Origin of the sequence: Saccharopolyspora erythraea NRRL 2338 (assembly GCF_000062885.1) — a bacterium.
GTDB lineage: Bacteria > Actinomycetota > Actinomycetes > Mycobacteriales > Pseudonocardiaceae > Saccharopolyspora_D > Saccharopolyspora_D erythraea.
Window position 1 is genome coordinate 4,182,972 of the sequence record NC_009142.1, and the last position, 17,238, is coordinate 4,200,209.

A 17,238-nucleotide genomic window follows, 5' to 3' on the forward strand; every position below is an offset into this window, starting at 1 on the left:
AGCTCATTCGGTGCGGGAGAGCACGAAGACCCGGATGTCGCGGTCACCGGCCCGCCTGGCGTACTCGTCGTAGGCGGGCCAGGTGTCGGTGATGACGCCGCGCCACAGGCGCTCCCGCTCGTCACCGGTCACCAGCCGCGCGCGGACCCGGATCTCGCGGCCCCGCGCCTGCACCGTCGCCTCCGGGTCGGCCAGCAGGTTCGCCGACCACGCCGGGTGGTGCCGCTGCCCCCAGTTCGACCCGACGACGACGAACTCGTCGCCATGCGGGGCGTAGAGCAGCGGCACCGACCTCGGCTGTCCGCTCCTGCGCCCGGTGGCGGTCAGCACCAGGTACGGCAGTCCGGCAGCGCGCAGCAGGCTGATCCGGCCGCCGGTGCGCTTCTGCACCGCGAGGTCGGCGGGCACCAGCTTCTTGCCCATGTCGGCGAACCACTGCCGCTTGCCCAGGGACTTCGCGAGCTTGCTCAACGGGTTCACACCGCCGATCCTCCCAGCGGAGGCGGCCGCTGAGAAGATCACCGGCCGAGCCGGCCGGACCAGGTCATCTCGCCACCGCCAGCGACAGGCCGAAGTCGCCCGCGTCGTCGGTCCACCAGCGGTGCAGGCCGAAGCCCGCGACCTCCAGCTCGTCGCGGACCCGCTCCCGGCGGAACTTCGCCGATACCTCGGTGCGCAGGTCCTCGCCTTCGGCGAAGTCCACGTCCAGGTCCAGCTCGGCGACCCGGACCCGCATCGCGCGGGTGGCCCGCAGCCGCATCTCGATCCACTCCTGCTCGGTGTTCCAGAGCGCGACGTGGGTGAAGTCCTCCGGGACGAAGTCGGCCCGCAGCTCCCGGTTGAGCACCCGCAGCACGTTGCGGTTGAACTCGGCGGTGACGCCCCGCGCGTCGTCGTAGGCGCGGACGACGCGTTGCCGGTCCTTGACCAGGTCCGTGCCGAGCAGCAGCCACTCGCCCGGCCGCAGCGCCGCGCGCACCGCGGCGAGGAACTCCGCCCGTTCCGAGGGCAGCAGGTTTCCTATGGTGCCGCCCAGGAACGCGACCATCCGGCCGGTGCCCGCGCGCAACGCGGCGAGCTCGGTGGTGAAGTCGCCGACCACGCCGCGCACAGTCAGCTCCGGGTGGTCGACGGCGATCGCGGTCGTCGCCGCGCGCAGCGCGGACTCGGAGACGTCCAGCGGGACGAACTCGCGCAGCGTCTCGGTCTTGCGCAGCGCCTCTAGCAGCAGCCGGGTCTTCTCCGAGGACCCCGAACCGAGCTCGACCAGGGTCGCGGCACCGGTCAGCTCGGCGATCTCCACCGCGTGGCGGCGCAGGATCTCGTGCTCGGCCCTGGTCTGGTAGTACTCCGGCAGCTCGGTGATCCGCTCGAACAGCTCGCTGCCCGCGGCGTCGTAGAACCACTTCGGGGACAACCACTTCGGGCTGTCGGTGAGCCCGGCGCGGGCGTCTTCCCTCAGCTGGCGGGCGGCATCGGCCTCGGTGAAGTGGACGATCAGTTCGGGCTCGCTCATCGCGGAACTCCAATCTGGACGGGTGCCGTCCGTGGCGCACCCGCGTCTCCCCCGCGGGCGGGATGTCGTCGAAGCGGCGGGGGTGGTTGCCCGCCGCGGTGCTCAGCTGACGTCGAGCTCGGACAACGGAATCACGCGGGCACCGGTGGTGTCGGCGACGACCAGGCTGCGGTCCGGAACCTCCGTCCAGTCCTGCTGCGGGCCGAACGGCTCGGAGGACAGCGTGACCGACTCCCCGGCCTCCCGCACCCACAGCGAATGCCACCAGGTGGTGGCGATCAGCGCGGCGCCGTCGGTGAGCAGCAGGTTCATCCGCGAGCCAGGGGACTCTGCGAGGACTTCGCCCATCAGCCGCGCGACGGCCTCCACCGGGTCCTGCCCGCGGCGCAGGCGTTGCCGCAGCAGCGCCCACAGCACGGCCGAGTCGGTGGGGGCGTCCAGCGTCATCAGGTCGACGACGTCGAGCTCGGCGGCCGGCTTGGCCAGCGCGTCCGGCCATCCGTCGACCCGCCCGTTGTGGCTGAACAGCCAGCGGTCACCGCTGAACGGCGCGCACGCGGTCTCCACCACGGGCATGCCGACGGTGGCCGAGCGCACCGCGGCCAGCACCGCCGAGCTGCGGACCCCGCCCGCGAGCTCGGTGAACGAGGTGTCGGTCCACAGTGGCCGCTCGGTGCGGTAGCGGGCCGGTTCAGGGGTGCTGTCCCGGTACCAGCCCACGCCGAAGCCGTCGACGTTGACCGTCCCTCCCGAACGCATGTCCCGCGGTGCCCAGCTCTGCTCCAGCAGCGAGTGCTCCGGGGTCAGCAGCAGCTCGTCCAGCGGGACGGGCGGGCCCAGGTATCCGACGTGGCGGCACATGCTGACCGCCTCACCGGGTTTCGCCTGCGCGCGGCGTCCGCGCGCAGCGGAAGCCGGCGAAGATCTGCCGCCGGATCGGGTAGTCCCAGTTGCGGAACGTGCCCCGGCATGCCGCCGCGTCGGTGCCGAACGAGCCGCCGCGCAGGACCTTGTAGTCCGGCCCGAAGAAGACCTCCGAGTACTCCCGGTACGGGAACGCCGAGAACCCCGGGTACGGCAGGAAGTCCGTCGCCGTCCACTCCCACACGTCGCCGATCAGCTGCCGCGCCCCGCACGGTGCCGCACCCGCCGGGTAGGCGCCCAGGTCGGCCGGTTGCAGGTGGCGCTGCCCGAGGTTGGCGTGCTCGGGCGACGGGTCTTGGTCACCCCACGGGTAGCGGAGCGACCGCCCGCTGCGCGGGTCGAAGCGGGCGGCCTTCTCCCACTCCTGCTCGGTCGGCAGCCGCTTGCCCGCCCAGGTCGCGTACGCCTGCGCCTCGTGGAAGCTGACGTGCACGACGGGTTCGCGCGCGGGTACCGGCTCCACGTGGCCGAACCTGCGGCGCAGCCACCGGTCGCCGTCGCCGTCGCGCTCCCAGAACCGCGGTGCGCGCAGCTCGGCGCGGCAGCGGTAGGCCCAGCCCTCCGGCGACCAGAGCTCGGCGCGGTCGTAGCCGCCGTCGTCGATGAAGCGCAGGAACTCGCCGTTGGACACCGGAGTGGTGTCGATGAAGAAGGCGTCGACCTCGACCTCGTGCGCGGGCCGCTCGTTGTCCAGCGCCCACGGCTCGGTCGAGGTGCCCATCACGAACGGTCCGCCGGGCACCAGCACCTCAGGTGGCAGCGACCCGGCGTCAGCGGCGACCGGCGGTGGGTCGGCGGTCAGCACCGGCGCGCCGGTGCGCAGCTGGTGGGTGGCCAGCATGGTCTCGTCGTGCTGCTGCTCGTGCTGCACGATCATGCCGAAGGCGAACGCCCGGTCCACCAGCTGCCTGCCCTCCAGCCGCACCCGGTCGAGCAGGTCGAAGACCTTGTCCCGCACCGTGCCGACGTACTTCCGGGCCTCGGCCGGCCCGAGCAGCGGCAGCTCCGGCCGGTCCTTGCGGCAGTGTTTGAAAGCGTCGTAGAGATCGTCGATGTCCGGCCGGATGGCGGGCGCGCCGCCGACGTCGCGCACCAGCCACAGCTCCTCCTGGCTGCCCACGTGCGCCAGGTCCCACACCAGCGGCGACATCAGCGGTGAGTGCTGCTTGATCAGGTCCTCGTCATCCACCGAGTCGGTCAGCACCGCGCTGCGCCGCCTGGTGCGGGCCAGCTCGTCGGCCACGTGCGCCCGCAACTGCTCCACGCCCATCTCGGCGGGGCTCTTCCTGGTCTGCACTGGTCATACCTCCAGCATCAAAGCCTGCGGTCGCGGTTGCCCGCGACCCGCCGCGCCACGTGGGCCGAGAGCCGCCCGGGCAGGTCCGGCGGGCAGTCGACGTGGTCCATCCGGCGCAGGGCCAGCCCGAAGACCGCCTCGGCGGTGCTCGCCAGCACCGGGTCGGCCAGGCCGTGCCGGGCCGCGTGCATCCAGCGGCCCGGTGTCCGGGCCGTCAGGCGCAGCACCTCGTCGACCGTGGACTCCGCTTCGAACAGGGCGATCAGCGCGGCCGCGGGCAGCATCCAGTCGTCGCCCGGCTGCGCGTCCAGGTAGCGCACCTCCAGGTAGCCGCGCGCGCGCACCGGGGGGAACACCGTGCTCATGTGGTAGTCGAGATCGTCCATGGTCGGCGGCCCGGCCAGGGCGCCGCTGATCCACTCGGCGAAGCTGATGCCGCCGGGCACCGTCCAGTCCACGCCGTCGCGGCGCAGGCACACCAGCGCGGTGTCGAGCATCCGCCGGGCCCAGCCCGTCGCCGGGTCGGGGCTCACCGGGCCCGGTCTGGTGCGCGGCGGGTCGGTCCGCAGCACCGCGCGGGTCCTGGTCGACAGCCAGCCGGTGTCGTGGCCGAAGAGCTTCGGGGAGTTGGCGAAGGTCGCGAGCATCACCGGGCCCAGCGCGTGCAGCGCGGCCCAGCGCGGGGCGATCCGGTGCGGCTCACCCGCGTCGAGGCACACCTGCACCCCGGCCGTGCTGCACATCATCAGCCTGCCGTCGATGCCGATGCGGTCGAACGCGCTTTCCATCGCCGCATAGCGGGGGACCTGGAGCACCCGCCGGGGGTGCCGCCACGGGTCCGTGCCCTGCTCCCCCAGGGACAGGCCGCTGGGCCGCAGCAGCCGCCGGAGGTGGTCGGCGTCGGCGGCGACCACGTCGAACAGGGAACGCACGGAGGGTGAGGGAAGACTGGAGACCTCGACCTGGCCACCGGGTTCGACGGTGAGCGAGGACCCGTTCGGCAGCGGCCGGTGCGGGCTGCCGGGAACCAGGGAGGGAGGGGCGTGCGGGCCGAGTGCGGAGATCAGCACCTCGGGGTCTAGCGGTCTGCTGGGGTCGTCGTCGTGGTGCACGGTCCATTCGAGCTCGATGCCGTGCAGCCTGGGAGGTCCGGTCTTGAAGCACACCGTCGCCACGTAGGCCTCCGCCTCCGCGCGGGTGCGGAGGCGGGATGTGGGGAAATCGGCGGCACTGGGGTCGATCGACAGGGTCACCATGATCACCACCTGTAGTGGGCTGGCTTTCGAAGCTACTGCTCTGCCGCCGCACTCGCACCCCTTGTACTGGCGGGACGGATTTGCTAATGACATCTCGCGGGACACGCCGCCGCAAAACGTACGTACGGATTGCAATCAGCGGGTACCGCCTGCCACGATCAGCTCATGCCCCGGGTCAGTCAGGATCACCTCGATGCCAGGCGCCGTCAGATTCTCGACGGCTCCCGGTCCTGCTTCGCGCGCCACGGCTACGAGGGAGCGACCGTCCGCAGGCTGGAGGAGGCCACCGGCCTGTCGCGCGGGGCGATCTTCCACCACTTCAAGGACAAGGAGTCGCTGTTCCTGGCCCTGGCCGAGGACGACGCCGGGCGGATGGCCGACGTCGTCGCCGAGCAGGGGCTCGTGCAGGTCATGCGCAACCTGCTCGACGAGCCGCGCGACGGCACCAGCACGCCCGGCGCGGACTGGCTCGGCACCCGCCTGGAGGTCTCGCGCCGGCTGCGCACCGACACCGACTTCCGGCAGCGGTGGGCGCAGCGCTCCGAGCAGCTGACCGCCGCGACGAAGGCGCGCCTGCAGTGGCAGCGCGACGCGGGCAACCTGCGCGACGACGTCGACGTCGACGTGCTGACCGCCTACCTCGAACTGGTCCTCGAAGGACTCGTCTCGCACCTGGCGATGGGGCTGCCCGCCGACGACCTCGGACCGGTGCTGGACCTGGTCGAGGAGAGCGTGCGCCGCCACCGCGGGCTGTAGCCGCGCATCCGGGCGCCGTCGGAGTCCTCAGCGGACCGGTCCAGCGGGTGCGGATTGGACCGCGCCGCCCACGCCGCGCCGGTCTAGGGTCGGATCCGCCGTCCTCGCACCGACTGGAGCACCACGTTGGACCCGATCCTCGCCGCCGACCTCGAACGCTTCCCCGAGCTGCTGGCCGACGCCCGCGACCGGGCCGTCCGCGCGCTGGCCGGGCTGGCGACCCGGCCGGTCGGCGTCCCGCCCACCATGCCGGAGCCCGCGGCGCTGCCGGTCGAGGGAGTCGGCGCGGAGGGCGCCGCGGCGCGCTTCCACCAGCGCTGGGAGCCGGGCTTCTCCGGCAGCGCCGGGCCCCGCTACCTGGGCTTCGTCACCGGCGGGACCACGCCCGCGGCCCTCGTGGGCGACTGGCTCACCGGCACCTACGACCAGAACGCCGTGAGCGCGCAGGACTCGTCGGCCGCGGAACTCGAACGCGAGACGGTGCGGTGGCTGGGCGAGTTGTTCGGTCTCGGCGGACATCACCGCGGCGCGTTCGTCAGCGGCGCGACCATGTCCAACTTCACCGGGCTGGCCATCGCCCGCGAATGGGCGGGCGAGCGCATCGGCGTCTCCCCCGCCGAGTCCGGTGCCGGGGCGCTCGGCGACGTCCCGGTGCTGTCCGGCAGCCCGCATTCCACGATCTACAAGGCCCTGTCGATGCTCGGGCTCGGCCGCGGCGCGGTCCGCCTCGTGCCCACGCTGCCCGACCGCGAGGCCGTCGACGTCGACCGGCTCGAGGCCGCGCTGGCCGGCCTCGACGGGCGGCCGGCGATCGTGGTGGCCAACGCGGGGACCGTCAACAGCGTCGACTTCGACGACCTGCGAGCGATCGCCGAGCTGCGCGAGCGCTTCCCGTTCTGGCTGCACGTCGACGGCGCCTTCGGAGCGTTCGCGGCGCTCTCCCCCGCCCACGCCCACCTCGTCGAAGGCATCGACCAGGCCGACTCGGTGTGCGTGGACCTGCACAAGTGGCTCAACGTGCCCTACGACAGCGCCGTGCAGTTCAGCACGCGGCCGGACCTGCAGGTGCGCATCTTCCAGAACTCCGCGGCATACCTCGGTCTTCCCGGCGAGAACCCCGACTTCGTGCACCTGACGCCGGAGAGCTCGCGCCGGTTGCGCGCGCTGCCCGCGTGGTTCGCGCTCACCGCCTACGGGAGCGCGGGCCACCGGGAGATCGTCGAGCGCACCGTCCATCTGGCCCGCTTCCTCGGCGAGCGCGTCGCCGAGCTGCCAGGACTGCGGATGCTCGCGCCGGTGCGGTTCAACGTCGTGTGCTTCACGCTGGAGGACGACCCGACCGAGGCCGCGGTCGCCGCGCTGGCGCACGCGCTCGCCGAGACCGGCGAACTCTTCCTCACCCCGACCGTCTACAAGGGAGTACCGGCGCTGCGGGCGGCGTTCAGCAACTGGCGCACGACCGAGCAGGACGTCGAGCGCGTCGTCGAGGCAATCGCGCGGGTTCGCGCATAACACCGAATCCGCACGGACTGGCGACCCGTCTCCACATGCGACGTCGGGAAAACCCGCACTTAGCACATTTTCCCTCGTTCGCGCACCCGACACGCGGGCGCGAACCGCCTTACGCGAGCACCGGACCTCCTAGGCTCGACGAAAGTCCACTTTCGACAGTTTGCGAGCTCAGCTAGGAGTGATCGGTGAAACGATCGATCGCGCTCGGCCTCGCCGGTTCCGCCGTGGTCGCGACCACGGCGGCCGGCCCGGTCGCGCACGCCGAAGGGCCGGCCTGGGGGCCGTGCCCGGAGGACGTCAGCCGCCCGTACCCGGAGATGCGGTGCGCGCCGCTGGACGTACCGCTCGACCACGACGATCCCGACGGCGCGACGGTGCGGCTGACGGTGTCGAAGCTGCCCGCCCGCGACCCCGCCGCCCGGCGCGGCTCGCTGCTGGTGAACCCGGGCGGGCCGGGCGGACCCGGAGTCGCCTTCGCGGGCGGGCTCTCCCGGTCACTGCCACCGGAGGTGCTGGCCCACTACGACATCATCGGCTTCGACACCCGGCACACCGCGCACAGCACCCCGATCACCTGCGTCGATCCGGCCGCCTACTGGAAGAACCCGCTGCCGGACCCGGACTCGCCGCACACCCGCGAGCTCAACTGGCAGCGCGCCGACGAGTACGCCGACGGGTGCGCGCAGCGCGCCGGGCATTACCTGCCCCATCTGACTACACCGTCCAACGCCAAGGACATGGACCGCATCCGGCAGGCCCTGGGCGAGGAGCGCATCAGCTTCCTCGGCTACTCCTACGGCACCTACCTCGGCGCGGTCTACGGCGAGCTGTTCCCGCAACACGTCGACCGGATGGTCCTGGACAGCGCGGTCAACCCGGACATCTCGGCGGTCTGGTACCGCAACAACCTCAGCCAGGACGTCGCCGCCCAGCACCGGCTGGGCCTGTACTTCGACTGGATCGCCCAGCACGACCACGTCTTCCACCTGGGCACCGACCGCGCCGCGGTCAGCGGCGCGTGGGAGGCCATCCTGCACGGGCTGCGCGCCCAGCCGCGCGGCCCGCTCGGCCCGGCGGAGTTCATCGGCATGACCTTCGACGCGCTCTACGGCGAGCACGGCTGGACCGGTCTGGCGCACGGGTTCAGCGCCATGCGCAACCACAACGACGACCGGGAGCTCGTGGGGCGCGTCCTGCCCAAGGACGAGGCCGCCGAGAACAGCAACGCCATCTACAACGCAGTGGAGTGCGCGGACGCGCCGTGGCCGACGCGGCGGGAGCAGTGGGAGCGCGACTCGGCCGCGATCGCGCGCGAGCACCCCTTCGCCGCCTGGTACAACTCGTGGACCGTCGCACCCTGCGCGAGCTGGCACGCCCCGCGCCGGCGGCCGCTGCACATCACCGGACGCGGCCTGCCCCCCGTGCTGATCTTCAACTCCGAGGGCGATGTCGCCACGCCGTACGAGGGAGCGCTGCGGATGCACCGCGCGCTGCCTTCCTCGGTCCTGGTGACCGAGAAGGGCGCCGGCGGGCACGGCGTCTTCGCCCTGGGCAGCAACGCCGAAGCCGACCGGATCGGGGTCGACTACCTCGTGCGCGGGACGGTTCCCGCCGACGACGTCAGCGTTCCCGGCCACCCGCTGCCGGACCCGGCCAAGCCGCAGCCGGAGCCGAAGGCCGTCCGCCTGCGCTAGCCCCGTGGCGGCGCGAAGCCGGTCCCGGAAGCTGCCGGGACCGGCTTCGCGGTCGTGGCTCGCGTCAGTTCACGCCGTGCATGTACTTCTTGATGCTCTTGGCGCCCACGGCCAGCAGCACCGCGCAGCCGATGGTCGCCAGGCCCACGATCCCGAAGTAGAGCTGCTGGTTCTCCACCGAGTACAGCTTCACGACCTGCGCCCCGAGGCCCTGCCCCATCGCCGGGGCGAGGAAGTACAGGCCCAGCGTCTGCGAGGCGAACACCTTCGGGGCCAGCTTCGTGGAGGCCGAGAGCCCGACGGGCGAGAGCATCAGCTCACCGATGGTCATGATCACGAAGACCATCGCCAGCATCAGCGCCATGTGCTTGCCGCCGTCGCCCGCCGCGCTCTTGGAGAGCACGACCCACAGGAACGCCAGGCCCACGAACAGCAGACCGCCCACGAACTTCTGCGGGGTCGACGGCTGCCGCTCACCCAGCTTGATCCACAGCGTCGCGAACACCGGTGCCAGCGCGATGATCGCCAGCGAGTTGATCGACTGGAACCACGACGCCGGGATCTCGTAGCCGAGGACACCGAGCTGGGTGTCGGCCTCGGCGAGGTTGGCCAGCGTGTTCGGCTGCTGCTCGAAGAGCAGGAAGAACAGCGCGGTCGCCAGGAACAGCGGGATGTAGGCGACCAGCCGGTCCCGCTCGATCCTGGTGATCTGCTTGCTGCTGAGCATCACCGCGAAGTAGACGACCGGCAGCACCGCCGAGAGCAGGCTGATCAGGTTCACCATGCCGTCGAGCCCGATCACCCCGCTGAATCCCAGCACCGCGATCCCACCGACCACCAGCACGGCGATGGCGACGGCACGGCCGAGCACGCGGCCCTTGTGCTCGGCGGGCAGCGGGTTGACCGGCTTGAGACCGGCGGTGCCGAGGTTCCTGCGGCCGATGACGTACTGGATCAGGCCCAGCGCCATGCCGACCGCGGCCGCGCCGAAGCCGAGGTGCCAGTTGACCTTCTCGCCGAGCCAGCCGCACACCAGCGGGGCCAGGAAACCGCCGATGTTGATGCCCATGTAGAAGATCGAGAACCCGGCGTCGCGGCGGGTGTCGTGCTCGCCGTAGAGGCTGCCCAGCATGCCGGAGATGTTCGGCTTGAGCAGGCCGGTGCCGATCACCAGCAGCACCAGGCCGCCGACCACTGTGGCCACACCGCCGGGCATGGCCAGGCAGATGTGGCCCAGCATGATGACGAGCCCGCCGTAGAACACCGCCCACTGGGCGCCGATGATCCGGTCGGCGAACCAGCCGCCGAAGATGCCGCTCATGTAGACCGAGGCACCGTAGACACCCACGACCGACAACGCCGTGGACTCGGGGATGCCGAGCCCGCCTTCGGCGACGGCGGTGTACAGGTAGTACCCCAGGATCGCGCGCATCCCGTAGTAGGAGAAGCGTTCCCACATCTCGGTGAAGAACAGCGTGGACAGTCCGCGGGGGTGCCCGAAGAAGCCCCGCTGCGGCGCGTCCGCAACCGTGGCCGTTGAACTCACGATCACGTCCTCTCGTACGTATCTTTACGCGGCGGTAGCCGCCAACTCTGCGGCAGGCTACGCCCTCGTACGGTGGTCTGGGCCACCAGTCGCAAAGCCGCCGCTGGCGAATTCCGCCACCCCGGCGACGTGCGGAGATGCCGATCACACCAACCGCGTGACCAGGCCTTCCGCCCCCAGTTCAACTTCTGCGCCAATAGTGCGTGAGCATGCTCACATCCGCCTTCCGAGCCACGATGGACGCATGCGACTGCTGCACGCCCACCGCAGGGCGATGACCGAGTTCGACACCCGCGTGCGCGCGATCGGCGACGACCAGTGGGACAACGGCACACCGTGCGCGCAGTGGACGGTGCGCGATCTGGTGCAGCACCTGGTGTCCGAGCAGCTTTGGGCACCGCGGCTGCTCGACGGCGCCACGCTGGAGGAGGTCGGGGACCGCTTCGACGGGGACGTGCTCGGCGCCGACCCGAAGGGGGCTTGGACCGAGGCAAGCGCGCAGGCGCGGCAGGCGTGGGACCGGCCGGGCGCGGCGACGGGCGAGGTGCACGTGACCGGCGGGGTGATCCCGGCCGAGGACTACGGCTGGCAGATGACCCTGGACCTGACCGTCCACGCGTGGGACCTGGCCTGCGGAATCCGGTCCGACACCAGCCTGGACCCCGACCTCGTCGCGGTGGTTCGCACGGTGTTCGAACCGCAGGTCGCGTCATGGCAGGACATGGGAATCTTCGACCCGCCGCTACCGGTGCCCGACGACGCCGACGAGCAGACGCGCCTGCTGGCGATGCTCGGGCGGGACGCCCGCGACCAGGGACGTGCCCGGCGGTGATGCCGATGTCGTTACCCGAGCACTGGTCCGACCGGGATATACTCGTGCCGTATTTTTCGCTTTCCGTTGAGGAGTGACCTCTTCCGTGCCCCAGGCACAATCACCTGACGGCAGTACCAGGCCGGGACGAAGTCCCGGCTTTCCGCTTCACGTCTCCGGCGCCCGCTTCCGAGGTGGCCGGTGATGGAGATCCTGCTGTCGGCCCTCGGCCTTCTGTTCGTGGCATTGCTCACGCTCGGCACCGGCCTCGCCGTCGCCGCCGAGTTCTCCCTGACATCCCTGGAACGCAGCACGGTCGACGCGCACGCCGCGCAGGTCGGCGACCGGCGCGCCCAGAGCGTCCAGCGGGCGCACCGCACGCTGTCGTTCCAGCTCTCCGGCGCGCAGGTCGCCATCACCCTGACCACGCTGGTGACCGGTTACGTCGCCGAGCCGCTGATCGGTGAGCTGCTGCGCCCCGGTTTCACCGCGCTCGGCGTGCCCGAGTCGGCCGCGGGCGCGCTCTCGCTGGCGCTGGCGATCCTGCTGGCCACGACGCTGTCGATGGTCTTCGGCGAGATGGTGCCAAAGAACCTCGCCATCGCCCGGCCGCTGGCCACCGCGCGCGCGGTCTCCGGCTACCACGCGGCGTTCTCGCAGATCTTCCGCTGGCTGATCGACGCGATGAACAACAGCGCGAACTGGGTGGTGCGGCGCTTCGGCGTGGAGCCGCAGGAGGAGCTGCGCTCGGCGCGCTCCCCCGACGAGCTCGGCTCGATCGTGCGCTCCAGCGCCGAGCACGGCACGCTCGACGAGGCGACCGCCGAGCTGATGGACAAGTCGCTGCGCTTCGGCGACCGCACCGCCGACGAGCTGATGACCCCGCGGATGCGGGTGGAGTCGCTGGCGGCCGACGCCACCGTCCTGGACCTGCTCCAGCTCGCGCGGCGCACCGGCTTCTCGCGGTTCCCGGTGCACGGCGGCGACCTCGACGACGTGCACGGCGTCGTGCACGTCAAGCAGGCGTTCGGCGTCCCGGCCGACCAGCGCGACACCACGCGGATGGGGTCGCTGTCGCGCCCGGTGCCGACCGTGCCGGAAACCCTCGACGGCGACTCGCTGCTGAACCGGCTGCGCGGCTCCGGCCTGCAGCTGGCGCTGGTGGTCGACGAGTACGGCGGGACGGCCGGGATCGTGACGTTGGAAGACGTCGTGGAGGAGATCATCGGCGACGTCCGCGACGAGCACGACGGACGCGAGGCCGCGGCCGTTCGGCCGCTGGCGCGCGACTCCTGGATCATCTCGGGCCTGCTGCGCGCCGACGAGCTCGCCGACGCCACCGGATTCGCGATGCCCGAGGGCGACTACGAGACCGTGGCCGGCCTGGTGCTGGCCGAGCTCGGCCGGATCCCCAGGACGGGTGACCAGGTCGAGCAGGGCCACTGGGAGCTGGTGGTGACCCGCATGGACCGGCACCGCGTCGCCGAGCTGCGCTTGACCCGCCGGGTCGCCGAGCACGAGGAGGTGTCCCGGTGAGCGACTCGCTTGCCATCGTCCTCGGCATCGCGCTGCTGCTGCTCAACGCGCTGTTCGTCGGCGCGGAGTTCTCACTGCTGTCCTCGCGGCGGGACCGGCTCGAAGCGCTGGTCGACCAGGGCGTCGCACGCGCCAGGACCGTCATCCGGGCGAACCAGGAGGGCTCGCTGATGCTCACCAGCGCCCAGCTGGGCATCACGCTGTGCTCGCTGGGGCTGGGACGGCTGGGCGAGCCCGCCGTGGCGCACCGGCTGGAGGTGCTGGTCGCGCCGTTGCGGATCCCGGGTCCGGTGCTGCACGCCGTGGCGTTCACCATCGCGCTGGCGCTCGTGGTCGTGCTGCACGTGCTGATCGGCGAGATGGTGCCCAAGAACCTCGCCATCGCCGACCCGGAGCGGCTGGCGCTGTGGCTGGTGCCGTTCCTGGTGGGCTTCGTCAAGCTCGCCCGCCCGTTCATCGCGCTGTTCAACATGATGGCCAACGCGGTGCTGCGGCTGCTCAAGGTCGAGCCCAAGGACGAGCTGGAGACCGCCTACACCTCGACCGAACTGGCCGAGCTGCTGGTGGAGTCCCGGCGCGAGGGCCTGCTGGAGCAGGCCGAGCACCGCAGGCTCGCCCAGACGCTGTCCTCCGTGGAGCACGTCGTGCGCGACGTGCTGGTACCGCTGGACCAGCTGACCACGCTGCCCGGCCACTTCACCCTGGGCGATGTGGAGCACGCGGTGTCGACGACCGGCTTCTCCCGCTTCCCGGTCCGCGGCCAGGACGGGACCCTGCTGGGCTACCTGCACATAAAGGACGTGCTCGACAAGGCGGGCGAGGAACCGGCGACCCCGGTCGACCCGGCGCGCGTGCGCCGGCTGCCGACGGTCCCCGCCGACGCCCGGCTCGACGAGGCGCTGACCTGGCTGCGCCGTGCAGGAAGCCACCTGGCGACCGCCGTGGACGCCACGGGCCGGCCGCTGGGCGTGGTGGCGCTGGAGGACCTGGTCGAGGAGTACGTGGGCACCGTCCGCGACGGCACCCACGTCCGCACCGCCGGGTGACCCGTCCCGCTCCCGCCGCGACCACGCCACCGGCCGACGCAACGGCGTCGGTGCGGGAGCGCGGCGGGAGCGGGATGTCACGTGACGACATCACAATCCACCCCGATCGGCGGAAGATTTCACACGACAGTGTGTCGTAAGAGATGATCGGCCGGTGTTCGTCCCGAATGACCTCACCTCCACCGGCGGCACTCGGGTGATCGCCGGTCGATACCGGATGGACTCCAGGATCGGCACCGGCGCCATGGGCGCGGTGTGGGCGGGAACCGACGTGCTCCTGCACCGCCCGGTGGCCGTCAAGGAAGTCCGGCTCTCGCCGCGGGTGCCGGAAGAGGAGGCGGCCGAGTTCCGCGAGCGCGCGCTGCGCGAGGCCCGCTCGCTGGCCGTGGTGACCCATCCCAACGTCGTGATGCTCTACGACGTCGCCGACGACGCGGGCGGCCCGTTCGTGGTGATGGAGCTGGTGCCCGCGGAGAGCCTGTCGAGCGTGCTCAAGCGCACCCGGCTGAGCCACGAGCAGCTGGCGGTGTTCGTGGACGGGGTCGCGGCGGCGTTGCAGGCGGCTCACCGCGTCGGCATCGTCCACCGCGACGTCAAGCCCGGGAACGTGCTGCTGGGCAAGCACGGGCAGGTCAAGCTCGGCGACTTCGGCATCTCCCGCAACGCCGCCGAGTCGACGCTGACCCGCACCGGGATCGTGCTCGGGACCCCGGCCTACGTCGCGCCGGAGATCGCCCAGGGCGAGGCGCCCAGCCCCGCGGCCGACCTGTGGAGCCTGGGCGCGACGCTCTACTCCGCGGCCCACGGGCGGCTGCCCTACGAGAGCGACAGCGACCCGCTGATCACCCTCAGCGCGATCATCCACGGCCCGGTTCCTCAGCACCAGATGAGCGGGCCGCTCGGCGAGGTGCTGAGCGGGCTGATGGTCAAGGACCCGGCCCGGCGGATGCCGCTGCACGAGGTCCGCCGCCGGCTGATGGGTCTGGTGCGCGACGCGGGGGAAGCGCCCTTCGACGCCGTCCTGGACCCGGCGGCGCCCGCCCTGCGCACGCTGACGACCCGGCCCGGCTCCGCGGAGGAGCCGCCCGGCTCGTCCGAACCGGCCTCCCAGAGCGCCACCACGACGGCCGTCCCTCAGGAGCACTCGCGCCGGATGCGTCCGTGGGTGGCCGCCGCGCTCGGCGCGCTGGCCGTCGTGCTGGTGGTCGCCGCAGCGGGGGCGGGCTTCCTCTACGGGCGTTCAGGGACCCCCGGGCTCCCTCCCGGCGACGGCCAGGCCGGGCAGCCCCCGGTGGCCGACGAGCCGGACTCGGTCCCCGAGTCCGGAGACCCGCCCGATCCCTACGACGGGCTGGAGGCCGAGGCGAGCTCCGCGCGGTCGCGCGTACTGCCCGTCGCGGTGGCGGACGCCCCGAGCGCCGGTCGGTACGTCGGCTCCGTCGCGAACGGCGACTGGCTGCGCTTCGACGACGTCGACTTCGGCACCTCGCCAACCAGGGAGGTCTCGGCGCGTCTGGCGAAGTGGACCTCCGAAGGCGAGAAGGCCAAGATCGAGATCAGGGTCGACGACTACAACGCCCCACCGATCGCCAAGATCAACGTGACCCCGTCGGGCGGTGCCTGGAAGTCGGTTCCGGTCGAGATCCAGCCGCTGTCCGGCGTGCACGACGTCTACCTCGTCTTCTCCTCCGAGCAGGACGGCGGGTTCCTGAACCTCGACTGGGTCCGGTTCGTCGGCTGACCGCCCGCGGCGCCGCCCGGCGCCCGCTCGGCCGGGCAGCGGCCTGCACTACCCTGGCCTGCGATGGTTGTGCTGTCCGAGGCGGAGTGGCGGGCCCGCGAGAGCGCCCACCGGGACCGGGTCCGCCAGTGGACGGGACCGCACCGGCAACGGCGCCACGACGGCCGCAAGCACCCGGTGCTGGACTTCCTGTTCACCTACTACTCGTTCCGCCCGTCCCGGCTGGAGCGCTGGCAGCCGGGCTTCGGCGTCGCGCTGGCCGGTGGTGAGCAGTTCCTCGCCCGTCGCGGGTACACCGAGACCGGCGACGGGGTGGCGCTGAGCCGCGAGACGATCACCGATGCCCGCCTGCGCACCGCGGAGTTCGTGCTCGGGCTGCTCAGCGCCACCGCCTCGCGGCAGCCGCGGCTCGGGTGCTTCGGGCTACACGAGTGGGCGATGGTCTACCGCACCTCGCCCGAGCAGATCCGCCACTCCGGCTGGCCGCTGCGGCTCGGGCACGCAGGCACCGACGAGGTCGTCGAGTCGTCGAACCTGAGCTGCACGCACCACGACGCGTTCCGCTTCTTCACTCCGCAGGCCCGTCCGCTCAACCCGCTGCAGCCCGAGCGGGCCGACCAGGTTCGGCTGGAGCAACCGGGCTGCCTGCACGCGAACATGGACCTGTTCAAGTGGAGCTACAAGCTCGACCCGTTCGTACCGGCCGAACTGGTCGCCGACTGCTTCGACCTCGCCGTGCGCGTCCGGGAGCTGGACATGCGCGCCAGCCCCTACGACCTGAGCGAACTGGGCTACACCCCCGTCCGGATCGAAACGCCGGACGGCCGCGCCGACTACGTGCGGCTTCAGCGCGAGTTCGCCGAGGAGGCCGCGGTCCTGCGGCAACGCCTGATCGAGCTGTGCCGGGACCTGCTGCGCTGGGCCGAGGGCGCAGCCCCCGACGCACGGGCGCAGGTCCACGAGCCGGTGCATCGCTGACCGCCGCTCCGCGGACCTGCCGACCACAGTGGATGACGGAGCGCGCGCCACTTCCCACCCACTGTGGAAGCACGCCTTCAGTGCAGCGCCTTGGCGAATGCGACGTTGACTTCGCCCCGCCCTGGCACATAGGAGGGGATGGAGCGGTACCCGGCGGTGCGGTAAAGCTGTAGCGCCTCGACGTTGCGCGTGCCGGTCTCGAGCCTGACCTCGAGGGCACCGCCCGCGCGCGCACTTGCCTCGAGCTCGTTGAGCAGGCGACGGCCGATGCCACGTCCGCGGTAGCCGGGCCGCACGAACATCTTGCGCACCTCGGCGACACCGGGCTCGTAGGTCCGCACACCACCACATCCGATCGGGCGCTGCTGGGCGAAAGCCAGCAGGAACAGCCCACGGGGTGCAGCGAAGTCGGCAGGGTCGGCATGGGCGGGCTCCGCATGCCCGTACAAGGAAAGCTGTTCCGCGCGGAGTTCGCCGAGCAACTCGCACACGTGCTGGGCGTTCGCGGCCACGGCATGCAGGGTTGCGGTCACGCCGGCAACCATGCCGCGTCGTGCACTTCCATCGCATCAGCGGCCACGGCGGGCCTCGCCGCGGTTCGATGAACCGACCCGCCGACAGTCCG

Annotated in this window: 15 protein-coding genes; 8 read left to right on the forward strand and 7 right to left on the reverse strand. The window is 71.8% G+C overall.

The features are described from left to right. Positions 1–3: 3 nt before the first annotated feature. The 5 genes from SACE_RS18525 to egtA all read right to left on the reverse strand — a co-directional run bounded on the left by SACE_RS18525 (position 4) and on the right by egtA (position 4,993). Positions 4–480, reverse strand: coding sequence for a nitroreductase family deazaflavin-dependent oxidoreductase (locus tag SACE_RS18525; RefSeq protein ID WP_009948302.1), 477 nt, complete (start codon positions 478–480; stop codon positions 4–6). 64 nt (positions 481–544) lie between these two features. After that, a complete protein-coding gene (egtD, locus tag SACE_RS18530) occupies positions 545–1,516 on the reverse strand; it encodes an L-histidine N(alpha)-methyltransferase (RefSeq protein WP_009948300.1) in 972 nt (323 codons plus the stop codon). A 102-nt stretch (positions 1,517–1,618) separates the two neighbouring features. Then, positions 1,619–2,377, reverse strand: coding sequence for an ergothioneine biosynthesis protein EgtC (gene egtC, locus SACE_RS18535; RefSeq protein ID WP_009948299.1), 759 nt, complete (start codon positions 2,375–2,377; stop codon positions 1,619–1,621). Positions 2,378–2,387: 10 nt separating this feature from the next. Beyond that, on the reverse strand, positions 2,388–3,710 hold the full coding sequence (gene egtB / locus SACE_RS18540) for an ergothioneine biosynthesis protein EgtB (RefSeq protein ID WP_009948298.1): 1,323 nt from the start codon (positions 3,708–3,710) through the stop codon (positions 2,388–2,390). Between the two features lie 44 nt (positions 3,711–3,754). Further along, on the reverse strand, positions 3,755–4,993 hold the full coding sequence (gene egtA / locus SACE_RS18545) for an ergothioneine biosynthesis glutamate--cysteine ligase EgtA (protein ID WP_011874163.1): 1,239 nt from the start codon (positions 4,991–4,993) through the stop codon (positions 3,755–3,757). A 165-nt stretch (positions 4,994–5,158) separates the two neighbouring features. On the opposite strand from egtA, the gene SACE_RS18550 reads away from it, so the two are divergent. The 3 genes from SACE_RS18550 to SACE_RS18560 all read left to right on the forward strand — a co-directional run bounded on the left by SACE_RS18550 (position 5,159) and on the right by SACE_RS18560 (position 8,955). Continuing rightward, a complete protein-coding gene (locus SACE_RS18550; protein ID WP_009948296.1) occupies positions 5,159–5,749 on the forward strand; it encodes a TetR/AcrR family transcriptional regulator in 591 nt (196 codons plus the stop codon). 126 nt (positions 5,750–5,875) lie between these two features. Continuing rightward, entirely contained in the window at positions 5,876–7,261 is a 1,386-nt protein-coding gene (locus SACE_RS18555) for a pyridoxal phosphate-dependent decarboxylase family protein (protein WP_011874165.1), read from the forward strand. A gap of 185 nt (positions 7,262–7,446) precedes the next feature. Continuing rightward, the gene (locus SACE_RS18560; RefSeq protein WP_009948294.1) at positions 7,447–8,955 is read left to right on the forward strand and encodes an alpha/beta hydrolase; all 1,509 of its coding nucleotides are present in this window, start codon (positions 7,447–7,449) and stop codon (positions 8,953–8,955) included. A 64-nt stretch (positions 8,956–9,019) separates the two neighbouring features. Here the strand turns inward: SACE_RS18560 and SACE_RS18565 are convergent, their stop codons facing one another. Then, positions 9,020–10,501 carry a peptide MFS transporter gene (locus tag SACE_RS18565; protein ID WP_011874166.1) on the reverse strand — a complete coding sequence of 494 codons (1,482 nt, stop codon included), beginning with the start codon at positions 10,499–10,501 and terminating at the stop codon, positions 9,020–9,022. A 244-nt stretch (positions 10,502–10,745) separates the two neighbouring features. Between SACE_RS18565 and SACE_RS18570 the strand changes: the two genes are divergently transcribed. The 5 genes from SACE_RS18570 to SACE_RS18590 all read left to right on the forward strand — a co-directional run bounded on the left by SACE_RS18570 (position 10,746) and on the right by SACE_RS18590 (position 16,613). Beyond that, positions 10,746–11,333, forward strand: a complete 588-nt coding sequence (locus SACE_RS18570; protein ID WP_009948290.1) for a TIGR03086 family metal-binding protein — start codon at positions 10,746–10,748, stop codon at positions 11,331–11,333. 183 nt (positions 11,334–11,516) lie between these two features. Next, complete coding sequence (locus SACE_RS18575) at positions 11,517–12,848, forward strand: hemolysin family protein (protein ID WP_009948289.1); 1,332 nt, start codon at positions 11,517–11,519, stop codon at positions 12,846–12,848. Then, positions 12,845–13,894 (forward strand): hemolysin family protein, encoded by a 1,050-nt coding sequence (locus tag SACE_RS18580; RefSeq protein WP_009948288.1) that lies wholly within the window; start codon positions 12,845–12,847, stop codon positions 13,892–13,894. Before SACE_RS18575 ends, SACE_RS18580 begins: the two co-directional genes overlap by 4 nt. Positions 13,895–14,048: 154 nt before the next feature. Continuing rightward, positions 14,049–15,635 carry a protein kinase domain-containing protein gene (locus SACE_RS18585; RefSeq protein ID WP_009948287.1) on the forward strand — a complete coding sequence of 529 codons (1,587 nt, stop codon included), beginning with the start codon at positions 14,049–14,051 and terminating at the stop codon, positions 15,633–15,635. 63 nt (positions 15,636–15,698) lie between these two features. Continuing rightward, positions 15,699–16,613, forward strand: coding sequence for a hypothetical protein (locus SACE_RS18590; protein ID WP_011874167.1), 915 nt, complete (start codon positions 15,699–15,701; stop codon positions 16,611–16,613). A gap of 77 nt (positions 16,614–16,690) precedes the next feature. Here the strand turns inward: SACE_RS18590 and SACE_RS18595 are convergent, their stop codons facing one another. Further along, positions 16,691–17,146 carry a GNAT family N-acetyltransferase gene (locus SACE_RS18595; protein ID WP_157355950.1) on the reverse strand — a complete coding sequence of 152 codons (456 nt, stop codon included), beginning with the start codon at positions 17,144–17,146 and terminating at the stop codon, positions 16,691–16,693. Between the last annotated feature and the right edge of the window lie 92 nt (positions 17,147–17,238).

What these genes read in the sequence shown, in the direction of transcription:
- egtB (WP_009948298.1), bottom strand. Translation starts at nt 3,710, where the DNA reads ATGGGCGTGGAGCAGTTGCGGGCGCACGTGGCCGACGAGCTGGCCCGC.
- SACE_RS18590 (WP_011874167.1), top strand. Translation starts at nt 15,699, where the DNA reads ATGGTTGTGCTGTCCGAGGCGGAGTGGCGGGCCCGCGAGAGCGCCCAC.
- SACE_RS18550 (WP_009948296.1), top strand. Translation starts at nt 5,159, where the DNA reads ATGCCCCGGGTCAGTCAGGATCACCTCGATGCCAGGCGCCGTCAGATT.
- egtC (WP_009948299.1), bottom strand. Translation starts at nt 2,377, where the DNA reads ATGTGCCGCCACGTCGGATACCTGGGCCCGCCCGTCCCGCTGGACGAG.
- SACE_RS18575 (WP_009948289.1), top strand. Translation starts at nt 11,517, where the DNA reads ATGGAGATCCTGCTGTCGGCCCTCGGCCTTCTGTTCGTGGCATTGCTC.
- SACE_RS18570 (WP_009948290.1), top strand. Translation starts at nt 10,746, where the DNA reads ATGCGACTGCTGCACGCCCACCGCAGGGCGATGACCGAGTTCGACACC.
- egtA (WP_011874163.1), bottom strand. Translation starts at nt 4,993, where the DNA reads ATGGTGACCCTGTCGATCGACCCCAGTGCCGCCGATTTCCCCACATCC.
- egtD (WP_009948300.1), bottom strand. Translation starts at nt 1,516, where the DNA reads ATGAGCGAGCCCGAACTGATCGTCCACTTCACCGAGGCCGATGCCGCC.